Consider the following 21,765-nt stretch of genomic DNA (forward strand, 5'->3'; position numbering starts at 1 on the left):
GCGATGTGCATTCTGGAAGTATAAGGGCAGGTAGTGGGCAAGATAGTTAACTGGGGGTGATTGCGTAACTGAGGAATAAAAGGAGGGTGCACGTTTGAGAGATGTTTGTGGTAATTTTTGGATTTTCATAGCACTATCCTTGAGATAAGATTTGATAAAATCTATTATAGCCCTTTTTTAGTTTATTATTATGTATATTTTCATTGTTTTTGATAAATGCCACGCATTTTTTATTTATGATATTTGTGCATTTTATAGTCCTGCTAGATAGCTTTGGGTGGATAGTCTTTTGTAATTTTTTAGCCGTTTTTTTAGTGCAAGTTTTAGATTTTAAGCGAGTTTTTTTAGATTTTTAGCACGATTAGATTTTGTGCCAAAAGGCTTTAAGCAAGTTTATGCAAATTTAAGCAAATTCCTTTAGGGTGGATTCTAGGATTTTTTGCATTTGCTTGATATGCTTTGGCTTGATGATTAGCGGTGGGGCAAAGCGCAGTGTGTTTTTACCTGCGGGCAAGATGATTAGCCCTTTTTTGCGAGCGGATTCTATCACTTGGCTTATTTTCACACTTTCATCTAGCTCCACACCTGCGAGTAGCCCGATACTTCGCACTTCTTTTATGAAGTCAAATTTTAGCGATTCTAGCGCGTCTTTTAGTAGCACTGCGTTTTGATTTACCCGCTCCAAAACCATCTCTTTCTCAAAAATATCAAACACCTTGCAAACCGCCGCGCAAGCAAAAGGATTGCCCCCATAAGTGCTTCCGTGCTCGCCTTTTGTAAGCGAATTTTTGGCTACATTTTCACTTAGGACAAACGCCCCCACAGGCACGCCACAGCCTAGTGCTTTTGCAGTGGTAAGAATATCTGGCATTATGCCGTATTGCTGGTAGGCAAACATAGTGCCACTTCTTGCCATACCGCATTGGATTTCATCAAGGATAAGCAATATATCTTTACTCTTGCAAATATGTCGCAATTCGCGCAAAAACTTCGCTTTGGCAGGGAGGATTCCACTCTCGCCTTGCACGGGCTCTAGGATTATTGCACATACTTTGGAATCTTTTTTTAAATCTTGCTTGGCGACGATTTCTTCTACGCTTTTTATGTCGTTAAATTCAGCGAGCTCTACCCAATCTAACAAAGGCTTGAAAGGCTTTTGATAGCCCTCATTTCCCGTAACAGATAGTGCACCCAAAGTGCGTCCGTGAAAGGAGTTTTTAAAAGCGATGATTTTGGGGTGGGATATGCCTTTGTTGTAAGCGTATTTTTTTGCCACCTTTAGTGCGCCCTCTATGGCTTCTGCGCCACTATTTGTAAAAAACACTTTTGATAGGTTTGAGGCTTTTGCTAGCTTATTGGCGGCTTTTATCGCAGGGGTGTTGTAGTAGAGATTGGAAATGTGTAGTAGCTTATTAGCTTGCTTTTTTAGAGCGTTTGTGAAGTCTTTGTGCGCGTATCCTAGCGCATTTACCGCTATGCCTGCACCAAAGTCTAGATACTTTTTCCCTTGCGTGTCATAGAGATACACGCCCTTACCATAGCAAAACACAACTTCTTGTCGCGAGTATATAGGCAAAATCGCGCTTTTTTGGGCTTGGGAGATACTAGAATCTTTTTTTGCCTTGCTGGGTTGTTTTGATATTTTATAGCTCATCGTTTTTCCTTGATTTTTTTTGAGATTTTTATTGCGTGCGGATTTATCACACAAAAGCTAGTCGCGCAAAATCGCCGTGCCTATGCCCCTATCTGTGAAAAACTCTAATAGCAAGCAATGCTGTATCCTTCCATCGATGATATGCACGCGCGATACACCATTTTCTATGGCTTCTATGCAGTTTTGTAGCTTAGGCAGTATACCTCCGCTCACACCCTCACTTTTTAGGAGGCTTTTTGCTTCGCTTATTTTAAGGATTGTGATTAGGCTTGATTTGTCGCTAAAGTCTTTATATATCCCCTCTATATCGCTTAAAAACACTAACTTTTCGGCATTTAGCCCTTGAGCTATGGCACAAGCCGCGTCATCAGCATTGATATTATACCCCTGCCCTTTTTCATCGGCACTCACAGGGCATATCACAGGGACAAAGTCATTTTCAATTAGGCTTGTGATGAGCTTGGTATCCACAGATTCTACACTACCGACAAACCCTATATCCTTGCCATTTATGAGCTTTTTGCTCGCCTTTAGCGTGCCTCCGTCTTTGCCACTTATCCCCACTGCCCTCACGCCAAAGCTCCCCATATATCCCACCAAAGATTTGTTTATGTAGTTTAGCACCATTTCAGCCACTTGTAGTGCATTCTCATCAGTTACGCGAAATCCCTCCTCAAACCTTGCTTCCCCACCTAGCTTATTTATCCACTTGCTTATGTCTTTGCCACCGCCGTGAATGATGACAGGCTTAAAGCCTATGGATTTTAGCAGTGCAATATCAAGCACCACGCTTTTTTTTAGATTTTCATCTTCCATAGCACTCCCGCCGTATTTGATGACGATGATTTTGCCACCAAATCGCTGTATGTATGGCAATGCTTCAATAAGGATTTTGGCTTTGTTTTGGAGGGTTTGCATTGTTTAGTTTCCTATTTCTATTTGTGGATTTTGGTGGATTTTGGGCTTTTTGCTATCTTTTGGGGGGGGGGGGGGGGGTTTTAGTTTTTGTTTGGTTTTATGGATTGCTAGTATTTTGCGATATTTTGGATTGAGCTTAGGCAAAATTCCCACCAAGTCGCTCTCCACCTAAAATGTGGAAATGCAAGTGTGGGACTTCTTGCCCGCCGTCTTTGCCTATGTTTGTGATTAGGCGATAGCCACTAGATTTTATGCCGACTTTTTCTACGACTTCTAGGATAAACTCACTCATCTTGCCCATAAGCGTGGCGTCTATTTCGTTGAAATCCTTTAGCTCTTTTTTGGGGATAGCTAAGATATGCACTTTTGCCTTTGGTGCAATGTCATAAAACGCCAAAAATTCATCGTTTTCATAGACTTTGTTGCAAGGGATTTCGCCTTTGATGATTTTGCTAAATACGGTGCTCATTTATACGCTCCTCTAATGTTTTGCTGAAGTTTGGACTATAAAGTTTGGCACTCACTCTTTGTGCGCATCTTTTGTATGTTGGGTTTGCAAGCATTTTATATTCCTTAAAGATTTCATAAGGATTCCATCTTCACTAGCCAAATATCAGTGCAAAAAGCGCGATTCTTGCACTTGCAAGATTCGCTTGCTTTCTTTTTTTAGGCTATATGTTTCATCGTAGGATTTTTGTATCACAGAGCGGAGCATTTCAAGTTTTGAGGCATTTTCCTCGCCCTCTAGCATATCTAGGGCAAAGCTATAAAGCTGTATATTTTGGACAAACTCATCAAAGGCTTTTTCTCGTGCGCGGATATATTTGGCCTCATCATCGATAAACTCCCCCACCTCCACGATGACGCGTTCTAGGACAAAGCTAGCGATTCCACCTAGCTTTAGCCTATCATAGAGGATATGCTTTGCTATGCCTAGCTGCTTATCCATATTGTCCTCTTTTTTGTCAGATTTGCCCATATAGATAAGCACACTTAGCACCGTGATAATCGAATCTATATCAGGTCCCAAAGAGCGGGATTTCCACCGAATGATAAACCGCTGGATTTTGGAGAAATGTGGTAGCATTTAAGTCCTTAGATTTTGTGCAAAATGTATTGCGCGAATGTGCTACTTGAGTGCTTATTTTGAAAAATATTTAAGAAGTGTTGATTCTTAGCTTAACCTAGCCTACAAAGCTATTGTGAAAGCTACGATAAAGATATTTAGGCAATATTTAGAAAATCTCATTTGAGCTGACTATCGCTGTTGTTCCACATAAATATGCCAACAAATACGCCAAATGTTACAAGCACTAAGAGAAAATCAAACATTTTTTACCCCTATGTTTTGTCTTTGGTTGTAAGCGCGAAGTGCGCTTATGCAGGCTTATCCTAAAAAGACTAGCAAAACTTATATGCGATTTTTGGGCTAAATGCCACAACTAGCACTACAAACACCAAGCAAGCGCACATAAGCGGGTATTATAGCATAGAAAATGAAAAAATGTATGTTATAATCCTAGCCAAAATCTCTAAAACATTTGGGAGCAAAATGAATAAGCTACACTTCATTATCAATGATATATCAGCTATCATCTCGCCAAATGTCGATTTGCCCTCTCTCATCGCATCACAAAAATCACAAAATCTAAATATGCTAGATTTTGCCCAACTTCAATCTTACAAGGCAGATTTTTCCCTCTCTCATCTATCGCCTCTAGAGCGCAGGCGACTTAGCAATGCTAGCAAATGCGTTTTTAGCCTACTTCAGCCAAAAATAAATGAGTGGAATCTAGGCTCTATCCCTATCGTGTTTAGCTCCACTTTGGGCGAGATAAATCGCTGTTTTAGTATGCTACTAAGCCTGCAAGATAGCTACCTACTCTCCCCCACTAGCTTTTCTATGTCTGTGCTAAATGCCACACCAGCACTACTCGCCATAGCCCACAAAAACAATGCCGAAATAAGCGCAATCTCGGCAAATCCTAGTCTAGAACACGCAATGATAAACGCATATATGCGATTGCAAGAAATCACATATAAAGAAGCTACAAATAAAGAATCTGCCGATAAAAACGCAGAGCACACAAACAAGGTGCTTGTGCTAAGCTACTATGAGGGACTTGCGCGTGAATATCTAGCATACAAAGCACAAACTTCAAACGCCACCACCTCAAATAAGCAAAATCCACAAAAAAATGCGCCAGACTTTTTACTCCTAGCCGCCCTTGTGAGTTTGCCAAATCAACCCCACAAGACAGATAGTGAGACGGATAAAAAAGCATTTTACGCCACACTAGAGATAAACAAACCCCACACCAAAGCACCAAGCCCAAATGACTTAGAAATTATCTTAAGCGAGCTAGATTTGCTAGCAGCTACAAACACCATATCAAAAAAAGACGCACAAAAAAGCATTTCTTATAGCATTGATAACGATTCATTTAAATGGCACATAGAGCTACAAAATGCCTAATAATCTACACAAGGCAATAACAAAACAAGCAAAAACGATTTGCCAAAAAATACTTGCTTTGCTTTTTGCTTGCTTTGGATTTGTGGTTTTTGGGATTATCTGTGCTAGTGGGAATCTCATCTTTATCCCAATCATCGCCCTTAGACTTCATCGCTACAAAAAAGTGCAGTATTTTAGTCGCGATTTGGTGCGCTATGCGTGGGCTTTGTTTTTGTGGATTATGCGCCTTGCAAAAAGAGTAAGTTATAGCTTCAAAGCAAACGAATCAATAGTAGAATCAGCAGGAAAATCCAAAAAAGAATCAATGATAGAATCCACAAATAAACCAAAAACCACGATTGATAAAATCTCCTCTACCAAGCCTAGTCAAATCATCATCGCAAATCACCCTTCACTACTTGATGTTGTCTTATTGCTTGCAAATATTGCGCGTATAAACTGCGTAGTCAAAGCCTCTCTAAGCAAAAATATCTTTCTTTTTGGGGCGATAAAAGCAAGTGGCTATATCCTAAACACCGCAAATGAAGAGCTACTGCAAAAAAGCATAGACGCTCTAAAAAGCGGAGAATCCCTGCTGATTTTCCCAGAGGGAACTCGCACAAAAGATAAAATCTCTTTCCACAAAGCTGCTAGCTACATAGCAACACACGGCGCGAAATCTTTAAGCGCGATTTTTATCAAAATGCACCCAAAAAGCCTACAAAAAGATTCAAAATGGTATAATACGCCAGCTCAAACACTACACTATGAGATTTTGCTAGAAAATCAAATCATTTTAGATGATTTCGCAAAAGACAAAAGTGATTCTCTAAGGGTTCGCGCACTGCACGAATATCTAAGGAATCTATACGCCCCACTAAATGAATGCTAACCAAGCAACTTCACAGCACACTTACAACACACTTATAAGGAGAGAGAATGCAAGCAAACAAACCACAAAATCAATCCCAAAATGATTTTAGTCAATTACAGGAGGAGCTAAAAAACCTCATCATCACAAGTCTAAATCTACCCGATATGAAATCTAGTGATATTGGCGATGATATGCCACTTTTTGGCACAGAGGATAATGGCTTGGGTCTTGATAGCGTAGATGCGCTAGAGCTAGGACTTGCTATCCAAAAGCAATACGGACTAAAGCTAGATAGCAAGCAAGGGAATCTAAAAGAGATTTTTTATAGCGTGGCAACTCTTAGTAAATACATTACCGAGCAAGCAAGAGCCTAAGCCAAATCATAAACAAGGAGTATAAATGGAAAAACAAGAAATCTTTGAAGTGCTAAAGGGTGCGCTAATTGAGCTTTTTGAAATCAAAGAAGAAAAAATCACGCCAGAGGCGAAAATCTACCACGATTTAGAGATTGATAGCATTGATGCGATTGACTTGCTTGACTTTATCCGCAAAAAAACAGGCTATCGTATGGAAGCACCTGATTTCAAAGAAGTCCAAACCCTCCAAGACATCATAGACATTGTTCACAAAACACTTAGCACAACCAAAGAATCCTAAAGATTCTAAAAAATGCCAAAAATTCATAGATTTTCTTTTTTAAGCCCTCTAAAAGAGGCTATGAAAGCACTTAAGTTGCAAAACGACAAGGACTTTACCAAAAAGTGCGCTCTAATTGCGTTTAATGTAGTATTTGTGTGCTTAAGCATTTCCTATCCGCTTGCTGTGTATTTTGGCAAAAATATTTGTGCTGTGGCAGGGGTTATGGCACTAGCTTGGGGGATAAAAGCATTTCTAAGCCACAAAAGCCACAGCGCAAACAAAACACTAAGCAGTATTTTTGCCCTGCTTTTTGGGATTATATTTCTTAGAGAGATTTTTGGCGAGATTTTGGGTGGATTTGACGGACTTGGTGTTTTGGGTAAATTTATCGGTCTTTATGAGGCACAAACTAGCATAGTGTATTTTTACCCTGTATGCGTATATCTTTTGCTTCTATGTGTATTTGCACTTAGCCTAAAAGGCGAGGCACTTATCACAAGATTTGCTATGCACTCACACGGTGTGTGCCACTCAAGCGAACTACCAAAATATGTCATATCCTACACGCGCACTCTTACAAAGATTTGGATTTTGTATTTTGGGCTTAGCTCAATCATCGCTTTTATCCTAGCTCTGCTAGAGGAAAAACTTTATTGGAGTTTGTTTTGTGGTGGAATCTGCTATGTAGCTTTGGGATTATTATTTGGCATAGAGTGGATATATCGCACCTACTACTTTATCCCTAAACACAAAGGGCTAGATAATGTTTAAGCACTTTAGTGAAAAAATCATTTTTAGTGATTCTAAAGGAGATTCACAAGAGCATTCCAAAGACGCGACAAAATCCACCAAAAATTTGCAAGATTTGCACTTAGATTCTAGCAAAATCGCTTCTATACTGCTTGCTTCCCCGCCTGCTTCTAGATTTTCAAAAATAGGCATTTTTTTAGATGATACTTATGAATTTATAGCCGCACTTTTTGGCACTATTTTAGCCCACAAAGAGCCTTATTTGCTAAACTCCCCAAGCAATGCACAAAGTGATATGCTCCTACTAGATAGTAAGTTTTTAAATAGCGAGCTTTTTAGCCAAAATCCACTTGATAAAAATCCACTTAGCAAAAATCTAGGAGGGGGGGGGGGCGGCAATCAAAAACTAAGTCAAAGCTTATCACAAAAGTCATTTGATAGTAGCACACTTAGCGAAATCCCACTCAAAATCCCTCTAGATAAAGCGCGATTTTTTATCCAAACTTCAGGCAGTAGCGGAGAGCCAAAATTTATCACCAAAAATATCTACCAAATGCTTTGTGAAGCGAAGTTTTTGGTAGAATTTTTCCACCTAAATAATTACACAAAAGATGATATGCCTACTTTTGTAGGAGCGATTCCGCATAGGCACTTATTTGGGCTTACTTTTAAGGTATTTTTACCCCTTGTGTGTGGTGGAGTGGTGCTAAAAGAGCAGTTTTTGTATCATCACTTTTTGATAAACGCGCTAGATACACACAAAAATGTGATTTTGCTTGCCTCGCCCACCGCACTAGACATCATACTAAAAGATGACATAAGCAAAATCCCCCCACCAAAAGCGATATTTTGCGCTGGCTCGCCACTAGATAGCCACTTGCGAGCAGGATTAGAGAAGCGATTTGGCAATGATTTGAAGCACTTTGTAGAGATATATGGCAGTAGCGAAACAGGAATAATAGGCTATCAAGCACAAAAATACACTTCAAAATCTAGCACACAAAGCACATTTCACACCTTTCCACCCGTGAAGCTAAAGCTAGATTCTAGCTCTAGGCTTATGATTTCTAGTGCGTGGCTTGATAGCTTTGAGGGCGAAAAGGCAGAGTTCCTTAGCAATGATTGTGCAAAAATCCATAGTGATGATACATTCACACTTTTGGGGCGGTATGATAGGATTATCAAACTAAATGAAACCCGCATAAACCTTGACTTTGTAGAATCTAGCCTAAAGAGCTCCAATCTCATAGAAAATGTCCGCGTAGGCAAACTAGATGGACAAAACCGCTTAAGCGCGATAATAGTGCTAAGCGATGAGGGAAAGAAAGTGTTTAGGCTTTCTGGCAAAAAAGGCATAAAATGCGCTATCAAATCATCACTGCAATCTAGTGCCCATCTTATAAGTGCATTGAGGTATTTTCATATCCGCTCTTATTTGCCCTACAATGAACAAGGCAAAATCACGCTAAAAGCATTCAAAGATTGTGCTAATGCAAAGATTACCCCCACATTTCGCCTAATAAGACAAAATATCTTAAACGATGAAGTCAAAACCTGCACGCTTGAAGCATACATTGATGAGGGGTGTTTTTATTTCGATGGACATTTTGCGGATTTTCCTCTTGTCCCGGGATTTGTAGAGCTAGGATTTGCACTTGATTGCGCTAGTGAATATTTGGACACTCCACTAGAATCTATCAGCAAAATCCAAAGTGTGAAGTTTTCTAGCTTTTTGCGCCCTTGTGATAATGCTATGCTAGAGCTAGAGAGAAGTCAAAATCGGCTTGTTTTCACGCTCTATGCAAATGACAAAATCTGCTCTAGTGGCAAAATAGAGCTGAAAGAAAGCAAACAATAATGAATAAAAAAATAAGTCAAATAAATATTTGGTGTGAAAAATTTGCAAAATAAAATTGGGGAGAAAAATGCAAGATAAAAATTGGAAAGATAAAAAATGGTATGAAAAAAACGAATGCGCAAGCAGCTTTTGGCTAAAAGTTACAGTCGTGCTTGTAGGTTGTTTTTATCACCCATTTTTACGCCCGATTTTGAAGCTATGTATAGCGTTTGTAACGGTGGTATATTTTATCTTTTCGCCAAATGAGAGGCGCAATATCGCAAGATTTTATAAAAATTTAGAAACTTTCCAAAAAAACAAAAATCCAAGTGAAAGTCCAAAACCTAGTAAAAAATCAAACATACTAAAACAAATAGCGCAAATGTCGCAAAAACTAACAAAAACCTGCCACAAAAATTATCAAGTGTATAGCAATTTTTATGAGTTTGGTAGTGCAATATGCGATAAAATCGCTGCGTGGCTAGGCAAAATCAACCACAAAGACATAGAAGTGCACAATATGGAAGCTATCAAAAACGAGCTACTAACCTCCAAAGAATCCAAAAAAGGGCAGATTTTGGTGGTAAGCCATTTTGGGAATATCGAAGTTTGCAGGGCATTGCGAAATAGTATAGGAGAAATCCCACTTGTGATTTTGATGTATGAAAAAATAGCCCAAGATTTTATCGCCCTCCTAAAAGGACTAAGTAAGCACAAAGAATCAAACACCGCGCAAGATAGTATCACAAATGCAGGCATAATGCTTGTAGATGATTTGGATATGGATTCTCTCTTTAGGCTAAAAGACTTGCTAGAAAATGGTGTGAATATCGGCATTATGGGTGATAGAGTAGCTATATCACACTCTAGCAATGGCAAAAATGCCAAGTTTGACTTTCTAGGCAAAAGTGCCTACTTCCCACAAGGAGCATTTTTGCTAGCAGGGGTGCTAAATGCCAAAATCTCAATGCTATGGTGTGAAAAAATCAAAGGCAAATACACAATCGAGCTAGAGCAAATAAGCCAAGCACCTGTCGTTTTTGGGAGAGAATCCACAAAAGAAGTCCAAATAAAAGAGCTTATGCAAAAATATGTGGATTCTCTGCAAAAAAGAGTGATAGCAAACCCAAAATCGTGGTTTAATTTTTATGATTTTTGGGGTAACCAAACATAATCTTAGAAAGGCTATAATGCAGACACAAATATTTGGTAATAAATCCAAAAAAGGAGAATGAGATGAATGTGGCAAAAATCGTGCTTATCGCAAGTCTATGTGTGCTATCAAGTGCCTTTGTGCTAGCAAAGTCAGGTGCACAAAAAGAAAAAAACGGCTACTCAAAAGAATATAGACAATACAGCATCACAGACGCTCTAAAAAGCGATGAAGCAAAAGCTAGATTAGCCCCTAAGATAGAGCTTTACTTCGGACTAGGAAATCTAGGAGGCAAAGAGCTTATCGCCGGCTTTACACAAGAAAGCCACAAAAATGCCCTAAAGCATTTTGATAGTATAAAAAGTGCTTGTGATGAAGCGTTTGCAATCACCCTAGCCAAGCTCCAGCAAAAAGTCCAAGAAGCAGGTGGCAACTCTGCGGTAAATATCGTAAGCCTAAATAGCAATAGCACGCAAGAATATGAATGCCTAGTGCGTGCTTTAGATGTCAAAGTAACGCTTAAAGCGTCATTTGCGAAGTAATTTTGCACAAAAAAACTTGTGTAAAATTTATAAAAACCACAAATATTTTTGTAGCAAAATCTAAAAAGGAGTGAAAATGAAAAATACACTAAAAATTGCATTGTTTTTGACTTTTGGTATGCTTTCTTGCCTTGTCGCAAAGAGTGAGTTGCGCTATTTTGACTTACAAAAAGCCCTAAATAATGAGCAAGTCAAGACAAAACTACCTCAAAGCGTAGAATTTGCTTTCGGGCTAGGCAATGTGGATAGCACACAAATCATCTCACAAAATCTGCAAATCACACAACGACACAAACGAACTTTTGCTAACTCTTTGAGTATGGAATATTCTTGTCAAATGGCATTAGCCAAAGCACTCACAACACTCGCAAATAGGGCAAATATACTACAAGCAAGTAAGGTAGTAAATATCGTTGGCTACACGAATTCTAAAGGCATAAAAGGTGTTTTTAATAGCACTGAAAAATTTGAGTGTCTAGTAAGACATTCAAAAGTCAAAGTAACCTTGCAAGCAGATTTTGCCAAATAAACCACCAATAAACCTTAAAAGAGAATCTATGCCACATATAACCAAAAAATACAACTTCATAGCAGAGTTTTTTGATATAGATTCTATGGGTGTTATGTGGCACGGAAACTATGTGCGATATATGGAAGCAGCGAGGTGCAGGTTTTTAGATGAAGTTGGGTTTAGCTACCTAAAGATGAAAGAAGCAGGATTTGCCCTGCCCGTAGTCAAGTTAGATTGCAAATATATCGCACCAATAGAGTTTAACAAACAATTTTGCATAGAAGTAGAATTGCTAGAATTTGAATGCTTTTTTAGGCTTGGGTATAGGTTTGTAAATATGAATGGTGCTAGGCTATGCCAAGCGCACACTTCTCAAGTGGCGATTTTGCTAGAATCAAAAGAGACTTGCCTATATCTACCAAGTGAATTTAGGGAATCTCTAAGTGCTTTTATAAACCACGCTAAATAGCATTTAGCCAGCTTGATTTGTGCTAGTTTGTCGTATATTCTGTATTTTTCTAGTTTGACTTTTAAATATATTTTAGATAGAATCTTTCTTGTCAATCTCGTTGATGATTAAGCGTTCATCTGTAAAAGTTTGGTTGTAACGGAGATGTTCAAACTTGGGAGATTGATACACTATTTTCCCGCTTTTTATCTTGTTTTTTATAGTGTTTGATTTTTTGGGTGCATTGCTTATGATGACTAGCCCTGATTCAAATTCTCTCCCCACACTTGCAAAGAAAATTCTTTCATTTATATTTTTTGCAAAAATAACATTTTCATCGTGATGTATTATTATGTCTGGATTATCAAGTGTCTGCTTGATTTGTGGAATATACTGCAATCTATCCTTTTGTGCGAGTTTTAGCAAACTGCCCTTTGTAAGCCTTATATCCTTGCCTTGCAAAGCCTTTTTTATCTCATCGCTACATTTGAGCGTATAAATATCATCAACAGAATCTAGACCAAAAGTTTGTAGCCACATTTTTTGCGCCTATTTGCTTAGCAGCTTTTTATTGCCCTGCTTATTGACAAACGCCAATCCTGTCATCTGTTTTTACCTTAAAATATATGATGATTTTTACAAAAACACTAAAAACTATTTTTTGCTTTTTTTAGATTTTCACACCCTCTTAAAGATAAGCGAAGTATTTATCCCACCAAATGCAAAGTTATTATTCATCACAAAATCCCCACTGATAGATTTTGGCTCTCTTAAATACAAAAGAGGTGCGCAATCCTTATCCACTTCTTTTAGGTTTATCGTGGGGAAAAATACTCCCTCTCTCATCATCTCTATGCACGCAATACTCTCTAGCCCCCCACACGCACCAAGTGTGTGCCCTAGATAGCTTTTTAATGAGCTTATAGGGATAGATTCTCCAAACACCTCATTTGTCGCTTTCGCTTCTGCTATGTCGCCCCATTGCGTAGCGGTGGCGTGAGCATTTACATAGCATATCCCTCTAGGCTCTAGCTCCGCTTCTTTTAGGGCTAAAATCATCGCTTGCTTCATTGTATCGCTTTGTGGGTGAGTGCTATGCGACCCATCGCAGTTGCTACCAAACCCCACCACTTCGGCTAGTGCTTCCCCACCTCGTCTTTTTAGGCTATCTTCACTCTCTAGCACGACAAATCCCGCTCCCTCGCCTATGACTAGCCCATCTCTTTTGGCATCAAATGGTGCGGGAGTGAGGGAGGGCGTATCATTTTTTTGACTTGTAGCATAGAGAAAGTCAAAAGTATAGGCTTGACTAGGGCATAGCTCTTCAGCTCCACCTGCAAGCATAGAATCAATAAGTCCAAATTTTATCGCTTCATAAGCCTGACCTATGGCGACACTTCCACTCGCACAAGCGCACGAAGTAGGGATAATCCTCCCCTTTAGTCCATAAAAAATAGCGATATTTGCAGCCGTTGTGTGTGGCATACACTTTATGTAAGTATTAGCATTGCAGCTATGAGGCAGTCCCAAAAACATTTTGGCAAGCTGCAGTGTCGAGTCAGTGCTACCCGTGCTAGAGCCACTTGCTACACCCATAGAGCCATTTTGCAGGTTTTGATTTATCTCGCCATTGCTTTGTATAAGCCCTGCGCTAGATAGAGCTAGCCCCGCTGCCTCTACGGCATATTGTGAGATTGTGCCCATACTTCGCATTTGCTTCCTGCTCCATTGAGGTGGAGGAGTATAGCCCTCTATGGGTGCAGCTAGCTTTGAGCGCAAGTCTTTGTGGATTTCCCACTCTTTTATGTATTTTGTAGCATTTTTTCCTTTTTGTAGATTCTCCCTCACGCTTTCCCAAGATTTGCCAAACGCACTTACAATCCCATATCCGCTTACAAATACTCTATTTGGCTTTTTCACGCTAGCCCTCCATTTACGCCTATGACTTGGCGCGTGATATAGCTAGCACCATCACTTAGCAGAAACGCCACCAATGGTGCGACATCTTCTACTTCCCCAAATCTTTTGGCAGGTATAGCTTGCAAAATCTGCTCTTTTGGGAGATTTCCACTTGTCATATCTGTGCGTATAAGACCGGGGGCGACTACATTTACACAGATATTTCTGCTTGCTAGCTCTATGCTTAGAGACTTTGCAGCACCGATTAGTCCTGCTTTGCTTGCTGCGTAGTTGCTCTGCCCACGATTGCCTATCACGCCAGAGACAGAGGATATGACTACCACTCGCCCACGCTTTGCCCTAGCCATAGGCATTAGTAAAGGGTGAAGCACATTATAAAAACTATGTAGATTTGTATCTATCACACCTTTCCACTCCTCCTCCTCTAGTCCCACAAATGTATTATCTCTAGCGATTCCAGCATTTAGCACGATTCCCCAAAGCGCGGGATTTTCACTTACATAAGATTCTAAGACGCGCTTGCTCTCCTTTGTATCAGCGACATCAAAGATAAGAGATTTTGCGCCTAGCTCATCTGCTAGAAAATCTAGCGCGTCTGTCTTGCTTCTGCCGTGCAAGATGACTTCATAGCCTTGCTTTTTTAGCTCTCTAGCTATGCCTGCACCTATACCACGCGAAGAGCCTGTGATAAGCACTTGCCTTGTATCACTCATAGTTTTTCTCCTTGTAATATTTGGGCTAAAAACTCATCATTTGGATTTAGCGCAGTCAAAGAAGTTTTGGCAATTAGCTTACCACCTACAAAAGCCTCTCCCTCATACACACCTAGCCCATTTTCATCTTGCATACTCACTCTCAAATGTGCTTGCACCGCTTCGCCCACTGCCACATAGGGAGTAAATATCTCAAACCCTCTAGCACCAAGCAAAAATCCTAGTTTATTGTGGTTTTGGGTAGTGCTAGAATCTTTTTTGGATTTTTCTTGCTTAGTTCGCCATAGTGCTAGACTTTGGGCAAAAATCTCCAAAACATTATAGCTAGGGAATTTACCCTGTTGCAAAAACGCATTATCAGGCTTTATGTAAGATTTTGTGCAAATAGATTGCTCGCTTACTTCCACTAGCTCATCAATAAGCACCATTTCTAAGGATTGGGGGATAAGATTTGTAATATCACTCATTGATAGATTCCTTTCCAAAAAAATTTAAGTCGTTTTTTTAAGTCATTTTCCTAACTTTAGCCAAGTTTGCAACTAGGCTTGCCCTAGTATTATCGCGCTATTATCCCCACCAAAAGCAAAAGACACACTAAGGGCATTGCGCACTTTGGCTTTCTCGCCCTGCTTTACTAGGGCGATTTGTGGGAGGCTTTTATCAAAGTCATTATGATAAATATGCGGGATAAGGACTTCTTGTCCATCAAGGCTTCCAATGCTTTGCAAAATCATCTCTGCGCACACACCCGCTTCTATCGCACCTGCCGCGCCTAGCGTATGCCCGATAAGTGGCTTTATGCTACTAGAGGGAGTGGATTTTAGCGCACCATTAAGCGCGTAGGCAAAAGTGGCAGATTCCATAGCGTCATTTGCTTGTGTCCCTGTGCCGTGCAGATTTATATAGTCAATATCACTTGGAGTGAGATTGGCGCAAAGTAGCACTTCAGATAAAAGCCTCTCCTGCATAGCAAAATCTGTGCGTGGCTGTGTGATATGAAATGCGTCATTATTGTTTGCATAGCCCTTTAGCGCGATAATAAAATCATCTGCTAAATGAGGATTTCTAGCCAAACATTCACTTGACATCAGCACAAACACCCCCGCACCCTCGCCAATATTTATCCCCTCTCTATCAGCACAAAAAGCCCTACTTGGCTTTGCACTCAAAATCTCCAAACTATCAAATCCATTTATAGTCAAAGTATTCAAGCTATCCACACCTCCGCAAATCACAGCTTCACAAAGCCCACTATTTATAAGCCTTGCTCCCTCTATGATAGCTTTTGCCCCTGAAGTGCAGGCTGATGAAACCCCAAAACTTAGCCCACAAATGTCATATACAGAGCGAACAAAAAGTGCTGGATTATCAAGCGAGCTAAAACTTTGCAAATACTGCTTTTTGGGGATATTGTTGTAGTTTTCCTCTATGCCTGTGGTAGTAGTGCCAATAACCACAGCGAAACTATCTGTGCTTTTTATGACTTCTTTTATGAGATTCTCTCCATTCAAAAGCGCGTTATACAAAATCGTGTTTGTGCGTGTTTTGAAATGCGTAGGCGTGTTTGGCGGAAGTGGGAGTAGATTTTTGATAGCACCTAGCATAAATTCTTTATCCCCATAGTCGTTGTTTTTTTGCAAATGAACTTGCCCACTTTTTAAGCGTGATATAATGCTTGCGTTGTCATTTCCAGCAGAGCAAATAAGCATAGGCTTACTCATTAGTATACTCAAAATCCCTTGCCTCTCTTTCTTGTGTGTCTAGTGCTTGTGTGTCTAGCTCTTTTACTTTTATGTCTTTGTAAGTAAATGAGATAGAATCTTTGGATTTTATAGATTCTAGCACTTGCAAAAATAGCTTGTCATATCGCCTACTTGGTGGGAGAAACTTGACATTGCTAAATGTGCCATTTTCTAGCTTTCTGCTTAAGCTAGGCGCACCCAAGCTATCAAAAATGGCAAAATAATACACGATTTTTCCTTGTTTGTCTTGGGATTTTTGTTGCTTTTTTGATTCTTGTAAATTTTTGGCTTGACTTGACACATAAAGAACTTTTATCTTGCCTTGCTCTTCAAGGCTAAATGCACGCTGTGAAAACACCCCAAAATCCCCAAAATCCACCCGCAAAGCACAGCCACAAAAGACAAACACCAATCCCACCAAAAAAATATTTATGACTTGCAATACCCCTCCAATGCGCTTAATGCTTCTTTTGGTTTCATTACAAAAGGATTTTGCTTATCCCACGCATATCCCGCCAAAATCGAGCAAATCTGTCGCTTAATGTGATGATTTGGATTTTTGACATAGATGACATCTTGGAATCTACCATCATACCAGCCCTCCACATACGCCCTAAAGCAATTCACGCCTATCATTAGCTCATCTGCGTATTGGGCTTGCAAATCCACTCTCTCGCCTTTTAGGATTTTTGGCACAAGGCTTGCAGCTAGTCTAGCACTTTGCATAGCGATACTCACCCCAGAGCTAAACACAGGGTCCAAAAACTCACTTGCATTTCCAAGTAGCAAAAACCTATCCCCAAACAACGCCTTGACATCTTTAGAATACGAGCTAATGCTCCTTATAGGTGTATCCCACTTAGCTTTATCTAGTAGTCGCTTTAGCATCGGGGCTTCATAAGTGTGAGATTTTAGGATTTCTTCATCGTTTTTTCCATCTATCTCTAGTCTTTGTGGCTCACCCACCACGCCGATACTAGCTCTTCCATTAGAAAAAGGTATAAGCCAAAACCACACATCTCTAAATCTTGGGTGAGTGGTGATTAGAATCTTGTTTCTATCATAAAGCACTTCAGAGATATTATCCTCTATATGCGTGAAATACGCCCTTTTGGCACTTAGATTTGATGGGGATTCTAAATCTAAGATTCTAGGTAGCACCCTACCATATCCACTCCCATCAAGCACAAATTTAGCGTGGATAATCTCGCCATTGCTTAAGCACGCACTCGCCCCATTTTCATCAAAGCAAATATCCTCCACTTCCACTTCAAATAGCACCTCCACACCTTGCTTTATCGCACAATCAATAAGCACCTTGTCAAAATCCCCTCTTTGGACTTGGTAAGTAGTCCCAGAGCCTTGAGTGCTTTTATCGCAAAAATCAAAATAGCGATATTCATCATTGTGGCTAAAAGCTGCTCCGTTTTTATACTGAAATCCGTGTGCTTCCACTGCGTCTAAAAATCCAGCCTCTTTTAGCACCTCATTGCAAAAAGGCAAAAGACTCTCCCCTATGACAAATCTTGGGAATTTCTGCTTTTCTACGACTAGCGTTTTTATGCCTTGCCTATGCAAAAGCGCACTAGATATGCTCCCACTTGGTCCACCCCCGATGACTAAAACCTCCACTTCCCTTCTCTGCGTTCGTCCTGCTTGCATTCTCACTCCTTAGCTTTTGCTCTCTATCCTGCTTTGTCGCTTGCCTTAAAATTCTTTTGATATTATACTAAAATCTTTATCCCAAAATCTATGAAAAGGATAATTTTGCACACCCACAAAAAGCGCAACAAAGCCCTGCGCAAAATCCCAACACACAAAATCCCAAAGGGTTTGTTTTTGTATCGGCTAAATACAAGCAGTGCTAGCCTATATCCACACCCACATTATAAATCACTAGATAAGTTTTTAGACAAAAAACATATCTTTCTTGCACTTGGTTTAAGCCCACTTATGAGAAACTATGACAGGCATAGCCTTAGCCAAAAAGACAAAGCCACTTTGAGCCTCCATCCAAATCTAGCAAAAAACTCATCTTTTATCCTCTCTAGGACATTGCTAAAAAGCCTAAAAGATATTATCAAATGCGCTCATTTCTCTAGCTACTCACACAAAAGCGATATTGCTCTCTTAGCATTTGCTAGATTTCCCATAGGTGTTGATATAGAGATTGTAAAAAGTAGAGATTTTAAGCCACATTTGGATTTTTGCTTTAGCTCTTTTGAGCGAGATTTTGTAGTAAATTCGGTAAATCCATTGCATTGCTTCTATCGCATCTGGACTCTAAAAGAATCCCTAATCAAGCTAGAAAACCTTAGGTTTAGTGATTTGGGGGGTGTGGGGCTTGACAAAAAAGGTGCGTTTTGTGAATCCGCAAGCAAAGCGAGCAATGATTGCAAAAAAAATCGCGTAATAGATTGCGAAAGGCAAACAAGCAAAATTTATCATAGATTTTGCTTCATAACTAGACTTTATAAATGTCAAAAAGCCATTATCACAATATGCTATTAAATCATTTTTGGCACAATAGTTTTTGCACTTCTAAACACCAAAATCTAACAAAATCTAGAAAAAATCTAAGGGGAAAAATGAAGCAATATATCAACGCTGCTAAGCATTTTGGGATATTATTTTTGCTATGTGGGTTTTTTGTGGGCTTTATAGAAGCCTTTGGTTTAGAGGACTTGCAAGACAATATTAAAAAATCCTTGAGCGGAAAGACTATGCAGGGAAAATTTACCCAAGAAAAACAGCTAAAAGGCTTTAGCAATGCCATAAAAAGTTTTGGCACATTTAGCCTTGTGCACGAAAATAGCCAAGAAAGCGAAGAAAAAACACTTTTTTGGGAGATACACTCTCCTATAAAATCCACTATCAAAATCACACCAAAAGGTGTCTTTCAAAAAGAGCTAAACCCACAAAATCAAGACACCCAAAATCAAGTATCTAAAAATCAAAACTTGCAAAATCAGTCCCCGATAAACAAAACTCCAAGCAACCAAACTAAATGGATAGCAATCAACAATAACCAAGAAATGCTACTAGAAATATTAAGCATAGATTTTAAGGCATTGCAAAAATATTTTACCTTTTCTTTCACGCAAAGTGGCGAAGTTTGGCAACTTGTCCTAAAGCCCAAAAACGCGCTTATAGCAAAGGTGTTTGATTCTATCCTCCTGCAAGGTAAAATCAAATACCCAAGCCTACTAGAAAAGATTGTGCTGTATGAAAGCAACGGCGATATAACGACTAATATTTTCTCTAATATAAAAATCCAATAATGCAAAATCTATATACATTTTTAGCACAAGACTTTTGGCACAAAAATTACCACACCAAAAATCATAACGCCAAAAATCATAACACAAAGAAAGTTTTTATATACACGATTTTTGCACTCCTTACAAGTGCTATGATAGCTATCATATCACTTCGCATAGATTCTATCCAAAGTGATATTTACTCACTACTAGAGCTAGATTTTAGCCCTACCCAAAAGCAAGCCCTGCAAAAAATTCAGCAAAATTTTGCCAAAGACATCTCATTTTTGAGTGATGATGATACATTGCTTGATGAGATTTTTGCGCTTGCTCCGCCAAATCTTTTTTCTAGTGTCAAACTTAAATTTGATGATTCTAATATCTTAGATACTCTCTACCCACTGCGATTAGCACTGCTTAGATATGAGACATTTAGCAAAATCAAAAATAAGGCTTTTTTTAGCCAAAACGCACAAGAGTTGGTGCATAGCTTTGCTTTGCGTCCTCTTAGCCCAAGCCAAGATTTCTTTAATCTCTTAGGACATTCTAGTTTGCTAGATAATAACAAAGGACTAAAGCTAGACATAGCGAGTGCAAGGCTATACGCACTAGATAATATCACACAAAAAAAATACTACTTTGCTAGTGCGCGTTTGGCTGAAAATGTCAATTCACAAGTGCTACTAGATTTTATTTTAGAAGCTAGAAAAACGGCAGAAAAATCTAGCACACACCTTCTTATTCAAGGTGGGGCGATTTTTAGCGCGATTTACAAACAAGAGGGGATAAAAGAGAGTATATATATGGGTGGGTTATCTTTTATTTTGGTTGGCTTACTATTGTTTGGTGCTTTTGGTAGTATGCGTATATTTTGGCTAGCTTTAGTGATTGGATTTAGCTTTTTGTGCGGATTAAGCGGCGCACTTTTAGCTTTTGCACATCTGCATATCCTTAGTATAGTCATTAGCACAAGTCTTGTGGGGCTTATCATAGATTTTGCAATCCATTGGCTTGCCAAAGAGCGATACAAAGTGGTTCGCTCCTCAAGCATTCTCTCTATGAGGAGGATATTTTTGCTTGGGCTTTTTATTACCACAAGTGGATATGGACTATTTTTGCTATCGCCTATGCCGTTTTTGCACCAAGTCGCTGTTATTTCTATTTTTGCACTTGTGGGGGCGTTTTTTGCTAGTTTTTTTTTGTTGCCACAGATTTTGCAAGGAAGTGTATTTGTATCTAAGCACGCTTTTAGAAAGCCATTTCTAAGTGCGATAAAGATAGCAAAACCATTTTTTAGGAAATATATCTTTTGGCTAGCTCCATTTGTTGTGCTATTTGCTAGTGTGCTTTTGCTAGCCACAGATACGCAAGATGACATATCCAAATACTCTTCCCTACCTAAGCACTCCTTGCAAGAATTGCAAGATTTTGCCCGCATAAGCGATGCTAGCACTCAAAAATTTATCCTCCTAGAATCTGGCGATATAGCCTTAGAGCGCAGGCTTATGAATGATATAAAAGATTTCATAGATAGATATGACGGGCTTAGCGCACTTCTGCTAAGCCCAAAAGAGCAGCAAGAAATCATTGACTCTTTCAAGCAAGCAAGCAAAGACAAAGATATTTTAAGACTATATGAGCATCTAGGCTTTGAAAAATCCCAAATCCTAGATGCTTTTGAGAAAGTCGCGTCTTTGCAACCACTTCATTTAGAGCAGATTCTATCCACTAGATTAGGAAATGATTTTGCTAGGTTTATCATCTCTGCAAATCCTAGCTTGCACTCACAAAGCTACATATCATTTCCGCATTTTAAGCCACTAAGTCAAACAGATGAGCTAGAAGCTATTTTGGCAAAATACAATGCCTCGCTCATAGATTTCCCAAAGAGTATAAGTGAGAGTTTTAGCACGATAAAGTTTAATGCCATTTGGCTAAAGATTTTTGGCTATATTCTTGCTTTTATCGCACTTGGAGTTGCATTTGGGCTAAAAAAATCAGCGATGATGATGAGTGTGGTGCTACTTTCTACGCTAGCAAGTCTAGGCATAGTGCTAGGTTTTGGGATTGGGTTTAATATCTTTGTAGCTTTTGGGCTTATCATTTCTAGCGCGGTTGGGATTGATTATGTCCTGCTTGCACAAAATCACAGCCTTAGCCCAAAAGACCGTGTATTTGGCATAGCTCTAGCAAGCCTAACAAGTATCATTTCTTTTTGCTTATTATCTCTTAGCCACACTCAAGCGGTGGTGGCTTTTGGGCTAAGTGCCACGCTTGGTATGGCTTTTTGCACACTTGGAGCTATCGCACTCACACTTCAAATCCCAAAATCTTAAAAACTTTTAGTGG

At 39.4% G+C, this 21,765-nt stretch carries 24 protein-coding genes; 13 read left to right on the plus strand and 11 right to left on the minus strand.

The window, feature by feature from the left end; genetic code table 11:
- Positions 1–403: 403 nt before the first annotated feature.
- The 4 genes from CQA40_RS04980 to CQA40_RS04995 all read right to left on the minus strand — a co-directional run bounded on the left by CQA40_RS04980 (position 404) and on the right by CQA40_RS04995 (position 3,659).
- Positions 404–1,603, minus strand: coding sequence for an aspartate aminotransferase family protein (locus tag CQA40_RS04980; protein WP_258864469.1), 1,200 nt, complete (start codon positions 1,601–1,603; stop codon positions 404–406).
- Between the two features lie 108 nt (positions 1,604–1,711).
- Complete coding sequence (argB, locus tag CQA40_RS04985; protein WP_115519821.1) at positions 1,712–2,572, minus strand: acetylglutamate kinase; 861 nt, start codon at positions 2,570–2,572, stop codon at positions 1,712–1,714.
- Positions 2,573–2,708: 136 nt separating this feature from the next.
- On the minus strand, positions 2,709–3,041 hold the full coding sequence (locus CQA40_RS04990; protein WP_115519822.1) for a histidine triad nucleotide-binding protein: 333 nt from the start codon (positions 3,039–3,041) through the stop codon (positions 2,709–2,711).
- 144 nt (positions 3,042–3,185) lie between these two features.
- Positions 3,186–3,659 (minus strand): hypothetical protein, encoded by a 474-nt coding sequence (locus tag CQA40_RS04995; protein WP_115519823.1) that lies wholly within the window; start codon positions 3,657–3,659, stop codon positions 3,186–3,188.
- Positions 3,660–4,124: 465 nt separating this feature from the next.
- Between CQA40_RS04995 and CQA40_RS05000 the strand changes: the two genes are divergently transcribed.
- The 10 genes from CQA40_RS05000 to CQA40_RS05045 all read left to right on the plus strand — a co-directional run bounded on the left by CQA40_RS05000 (position 4,125) and on the right by CQA40_RS05045 (position 11,802).
- Positions 4,125–5,048 (plus strand): beta-ketoacyl synthase chain length factor, encoded by a 924-nt coding sequence (locus tag CQA40_RS05000; RefSeq protein WP_181882838.1) that lies wholly within the window; start codon positions 4,125–4,127, stop codon positions 5,046–5,048.
- Positions 5,041–5,919, plus strand: coding sequence for a lysophospholipid acyltransferase family protein (locus CQA40_RS05005; RefSeq protein ID WP_115519825.1), 879 nt, complete (start codon positions 5,041–5,043; stop codon positions 5,917–5,919). The genes CQA40_RS05000 and CQA40_RS05005 overlap by 8 nt, the downstream gene beginning before the upstream one ends.
- Before the next feature lie 47 nt (positions 5,920–5,966).
- Positions 5,967–6,275, plus strand: coding sequence for a phosphopantetheine-binding protein (locus CQA40_RS05010; protein ID WP_115519826.1), 309 nt, complete (start codon positions 5,967–5,969; stop codon positions 6,273–6,275).
- A gap of 25 nt (positions 6,276–6,300) precedes the next feature.
- Positions 6,301–6,558, plus strand: coding sequence for an acyl carrier protein (locus CQA40_RS05015; RefSeq protein WP_115519827.1), 258 nt, complete (start codon positions 6,301–6,303; stop codon positions 6,556–6,558).
- A gap of 12 nt (positions 6,559–6,570) precedes the next feature.
- Positions 6,571–7,311, plus strand: coding sequence for a hypothetical protein (locus tag CQA40_RS05020; protein ID WP_115519828.1), 741 nt, complete (start codon positions 6,571–6,573; stop codon positions 7,309–7,311).
- Positions 7,304–9,148 (plus strand): AMP-binding protein, encoded by a 1,845-nt coding sequence (locus CQA40_RS05025; protein ID WP_115519829.1) that lies wholly within the window; start codon positions 7,304–7,306, stop codon positions 9,146–9,148. The genes CQA40_RS05020 and CQA40_RS05025 overlap by 8 nt, the downstream gene beginning before the upstream one ends.
- A 67-nt stretch (positions 9,149–9,215) precedes the next feature.
- Complete coding sequence (locus CQA40_RS05030; RefSeq protein WP_115519830.1) at positions 9,216–10,301, plus strand: hypothetical protein; 1,086 nt, start codon at positions 9,216–9,218, stop codon at positions 10,299–10,301.
- 62 nt (positions 10,302–10,363) lie between these two features.
- Positions 10,364–10,822, plus strand: a complete 459-nt coding sequence (locus CQA40_RS05035) for a hypothetical protein (RefSeq protein ID WP_115519831.1) — start codon at positions 10,364–10,366, stop codon at positions 10,820–10,822.
- A 76-nt stretch (positions 10,823–10,898) separates the two neighbouring features.
- The gene (locus tag CQA40_RS05040; protein WP_115519832.1) at positions 10,899–11,351 is read left to right on the plus strand and encodes a hypothetical protein; all 453 of its coding nucleotides are present in this window, start codon (positions 10,899–10,901) and stop codon (positions 11,349–11,351) included.
- 28 nt (positions 11,352–11,379) lie between these two features.
- Positions 11,380–11,802 carry a thioesterase family protein gene (locus CQA40_RS05045; protein WP_115519833.1) on the plus strand — a complete coding sequence of 141 codons (423 nt, stop codon included), beginning with the start codon at positions 11,380–11,382 and terminating at the stop codon, positions 11,800–11,802.
- Between the two features lie 72 nt (positions 11,803–11,874).
- Here CQA40_RS05045 and CQA40_RS05050 read toward each other — a convergent pair whose 3' ends face one another.
- From CQA40_RS05050 to CQA40_RS05080, 7 genes are all read right to left on the minus strand, one after another.
- Positions 11,875–12,321: a PBECR2 nuclease fold domain-containing protein gene (locus tag CQA40_RS05050; RefSeq protein ID WP_115519834.1), complete on the minus strand. Its 447-nt coding sequence runs from the start codon at positions 12,319–12,321 to the stop codon at positions 11,875–11,877.
- Positions 12,322–12,459: 138 nt separating this feature from the next.
- A complete protein-coding gene (locus tag CQA40_RS05055) occupies positions 12,460–13,701 on the minus strand; it encodes a beta-ketoacyl-ACP synthase (RefSeq protein WP_115519835.1) in 1,242 nt (413 codons plus the stop codon).
- Positions 13,698–14,414, minus strand: a complete 717-nt coding sequence (gene fabG / locus CQA40_RS05060) for a 3-oxoacyl-ACP reductase FabG (RefSeq protein WP_115519836.1) — start codon at positions 14,412–14,414, stop codon at positions 13,698–13,700. The genes CQA40_RS05055 and fabG overlap by 4 nt, the downstream gene beginning before the upstream one ends.
- A complete protein-coding gene (locus tag CQA40_RS05065; protein WP_115519837.1) occupies positions 14,411–14,881 on the minus strand; it encodes a thioester dehydrase in 471 nt (156 codons plus the stop codon). The genes fabG and CQA40_RS05065 overlap by 4 nt, the downstream gene beginning before the upstream one ends.
- Before the next feature lie 72 nt (positions 14,882–14,953).
- Positions 14,954–16,135, minus strand: a complete 1,182-nt coding sequence (locus tag CQA40_RS05070) for a beta-ketoacyl synthase N-terminal-like domain-containing protein (protein ID WP_115519838.1) — start codon at positions 16,133–16,135, stop codon at positions 14,954–14,956.
- On the minus strand, positions 16,128–16,598 hold the full coding sequence (locus CQA40_RS05075) for a hypothetical protein (protein WP_115519839.1): 471 nt from the start codon (positions 16,596–16,598) through the stop codon (positions 16,128–16,130). Before CQA40_RS05075 ends, CQA40_RS05070 begins: the two co-directional genes overlap by 8 nt.
- Positions 16,586–17,818, minus strand: a complete 1,233-nt coding sequence (locus CQA40_RS05080; RefSeq protein ID WP_115519840.1) for an NAD(P)/FAD-dependent oxidoreductase — start codon at positions 17,816–17,818, stop codon at positions 16,586–16,588. Before CQA40_RS05080 ends, CQA40_RS05075 begins: the two co-directional genes overlap by 13 nt.
- 105 nt (positions 17,819–17,923) lie before the next feature.
- Here CQA40_RS05080 and CQA40_RS05085 point away from each other — a divergent pair, with 105 nt between their 5' ends.
- From CQA40_RS05085 to CQA40_RS05095, 3 genes are all read left to right on the plus strand, one after another.
- Complete coding sequence (locus CQA40_RS05085; protein ID WP_181882839.1) at positions 17,924–18,667, plus strand: 4'-phosphopantetheinyl transferase superfamily protein; 744 nt, start codon at positions 17,924–17,926, stop codon at positions 18,665–18,667.
- Positions 18,668–18,744: 77 nt separating this feature from the next.
- Positions 18,745–19,437, plus strand: coding sequence for an outer membrane lipoprotein carrier protein LolA (locus CQA40_RS05090; protein ID WP_147290164.1), 693 nt, complete (start codon positions 18,745–18,747; stop codon positions 19,435–19,437).
- On the plus strand, positions 19,437–21,752 hold the full coding sequence (locus CQA40_RS05095; protein WP_115519843.1) for a hypothetical protein: 2,316 nt from the start codon (positions 19,437–19,439) through the stop codon (positions 21,750–21,752). The genes CQA40_RS05090 and CQA40_RS05095 overlap by 1 nt, the downstream gene beginning before the upstream one ends.
- Positions 21,753–21,765: the final 13 nt, after the last annotated feature.

The organism is Helicobacter sp. MIT 01-3238 (genome assembly GCF_003364135.1).
In the GTDB taxonomy this organism is placed as follows: domain Bacteria; phylum Campylobacterota; class Campylobacteria; order Campylobacterales; family Helicobacteraceae; genus Helicobacter_B.

Excerpts from the sequence above, each read along its gene's own strand:
- argB (WP_115519821.1), bottom strand. The coding sequence starts at position 2,572 with ATGCAAACCCTCCAAAACAAAGCCAAAATCCTTATTGAAGCATTGCCA.
- CQA40_RS04990 (WP_115519822.1), bottom strand. The coding sequence starts at position 3,041 with ATGAGCACCGTATTTAGCAAAATCATCAAAGGCGAAATCCCTTGCAAC.
- CQA40_RS04995 (WP_115519823.1), bottom strand. The coding sequence starts at position 3,659 with ATGCTACCACATTTCTCCAAAATCCAGCGGTTTATCATTCGGTGGAAA.
- CQA40_RS05000 (WP_181882838.1), top strand. The coding sequence starts at position 4,125 with ATGAATAAGCTACACTTCATTATCAATGATATATCAGCTATCATCTCG.
- CQA40_RS05005 (WP_115519825.1), top strand. The coding sequence starts at position 5,041 with ATGCCTAATAATCTACACAAGGCAATAACAAAACAAGCAAAAACGATT.
- CQA40_RS05010 (WP_115519826.1), top strand. The coding sequence starts at position 5,967 with ATGCAAGCAAACAAACCACAAAATCAATCCCAAAATGATTTTAGTCAA.
- CQA40_RS05015 (WP_115519827.1), top strand. The coding sequence starts at position 6,301 with ATGGAAAAACAAGAAATCTTTGAAGTGCTAAAGGGTGCGCTAATTGAG.
- CQA40_RS05020 (WP_115519828.1), top strand. The coding sequence starts at position 6,571 with ATGCCAAAAATTCATAGATTTTCTTTTTTAAGCCCTCTAAAAGAGGCT.
- CQA40_RS05025 (WP_115519829.1), top strand. The coding sequence starts at position 7,304 with ATGTTTAAGCACTTTAGTGAAAAAATCATTTTTAGTGATTCTAAAGGA.
- CQA40_RS05030 (WP_115519830.1), top strand. The coding sequence starts at position 9,216 with ATGCAAGATAAAAATTGGAAAGATAAAAAATGGTATGAAAAAAACGAA.
- CQA40_RS05035 (WP_115519831.1), top strand. The coding sequence starts at position 10,364 with ATGAATGTGGCAAAAATCGTGCTTATCGCAAGTCTATGTGTGCTATCA.
- CQA40_RS05040 (WP_115519832.1), top strand. The coding sequence starts at position 10,899 with ATGAAAAATACACTAAAAATTGCATTGTTTTTGACTTTTGGTATGCTT.
- CQA40_RS05045 (WP_115519833.1), top strand. The coding sequence starts at position 11,380 with ATGCCACATATAACCAAAAAATACAACTTCATAGCAGAGTTTTTTGAT.
- CQA40_RS05050 (WP_115519834.1), bottom strand. The coding sequence starts at position 12,321 with ATGTGGCTACAAACTTTTGGTCTAGATTCTGTTGATGATATTTATACG.
- fabG (WP_115519836.1), bottom strand. The coding sequence starts at position 14,414 with ATGAGTGATACAAGGCAAGTGCTTATCACAGGCTCTTCGCGTGGTATA.
- CQA40_RS05065 (WP_115519837.1), bottom strand. The coding sequence starts at position 14,881 with ATGAGTGATATTACAAATCTTATCCCCCAATCCTTAGAAATGGTGCTT.
- CQA40_RS05070 (WP_115519838.1), bottom strand. The coding sequence starts at position 16,135 with ATGAGTAAGCCTATGCTTATTTGCTCTGCTGGAAATGACAACGCAAGC.
- CQA40_RS05080 (WP_115519840.1), bottom strand. The coding sequence starts at position 17,818 with ATGCAAGCAGGACGAACGCAGAGAAGGGAAGTGGAGGTTTTAGTCATC.
- CQA40_RS05090 (WP_147290164.1), top strand. The coding sequence starts at position 18,745 with ATGAAGCAATATATCAACGCTGCTAAGCATTTTGGGATATTATTTTTG.
- CQA40_RS05095 (WP_115519843.1), top strand. The coding sequence starts at position 19,437 with ATGCAAAATCTATATACATTTTTAGCACAAGACTTTTGGCACAAAAAT.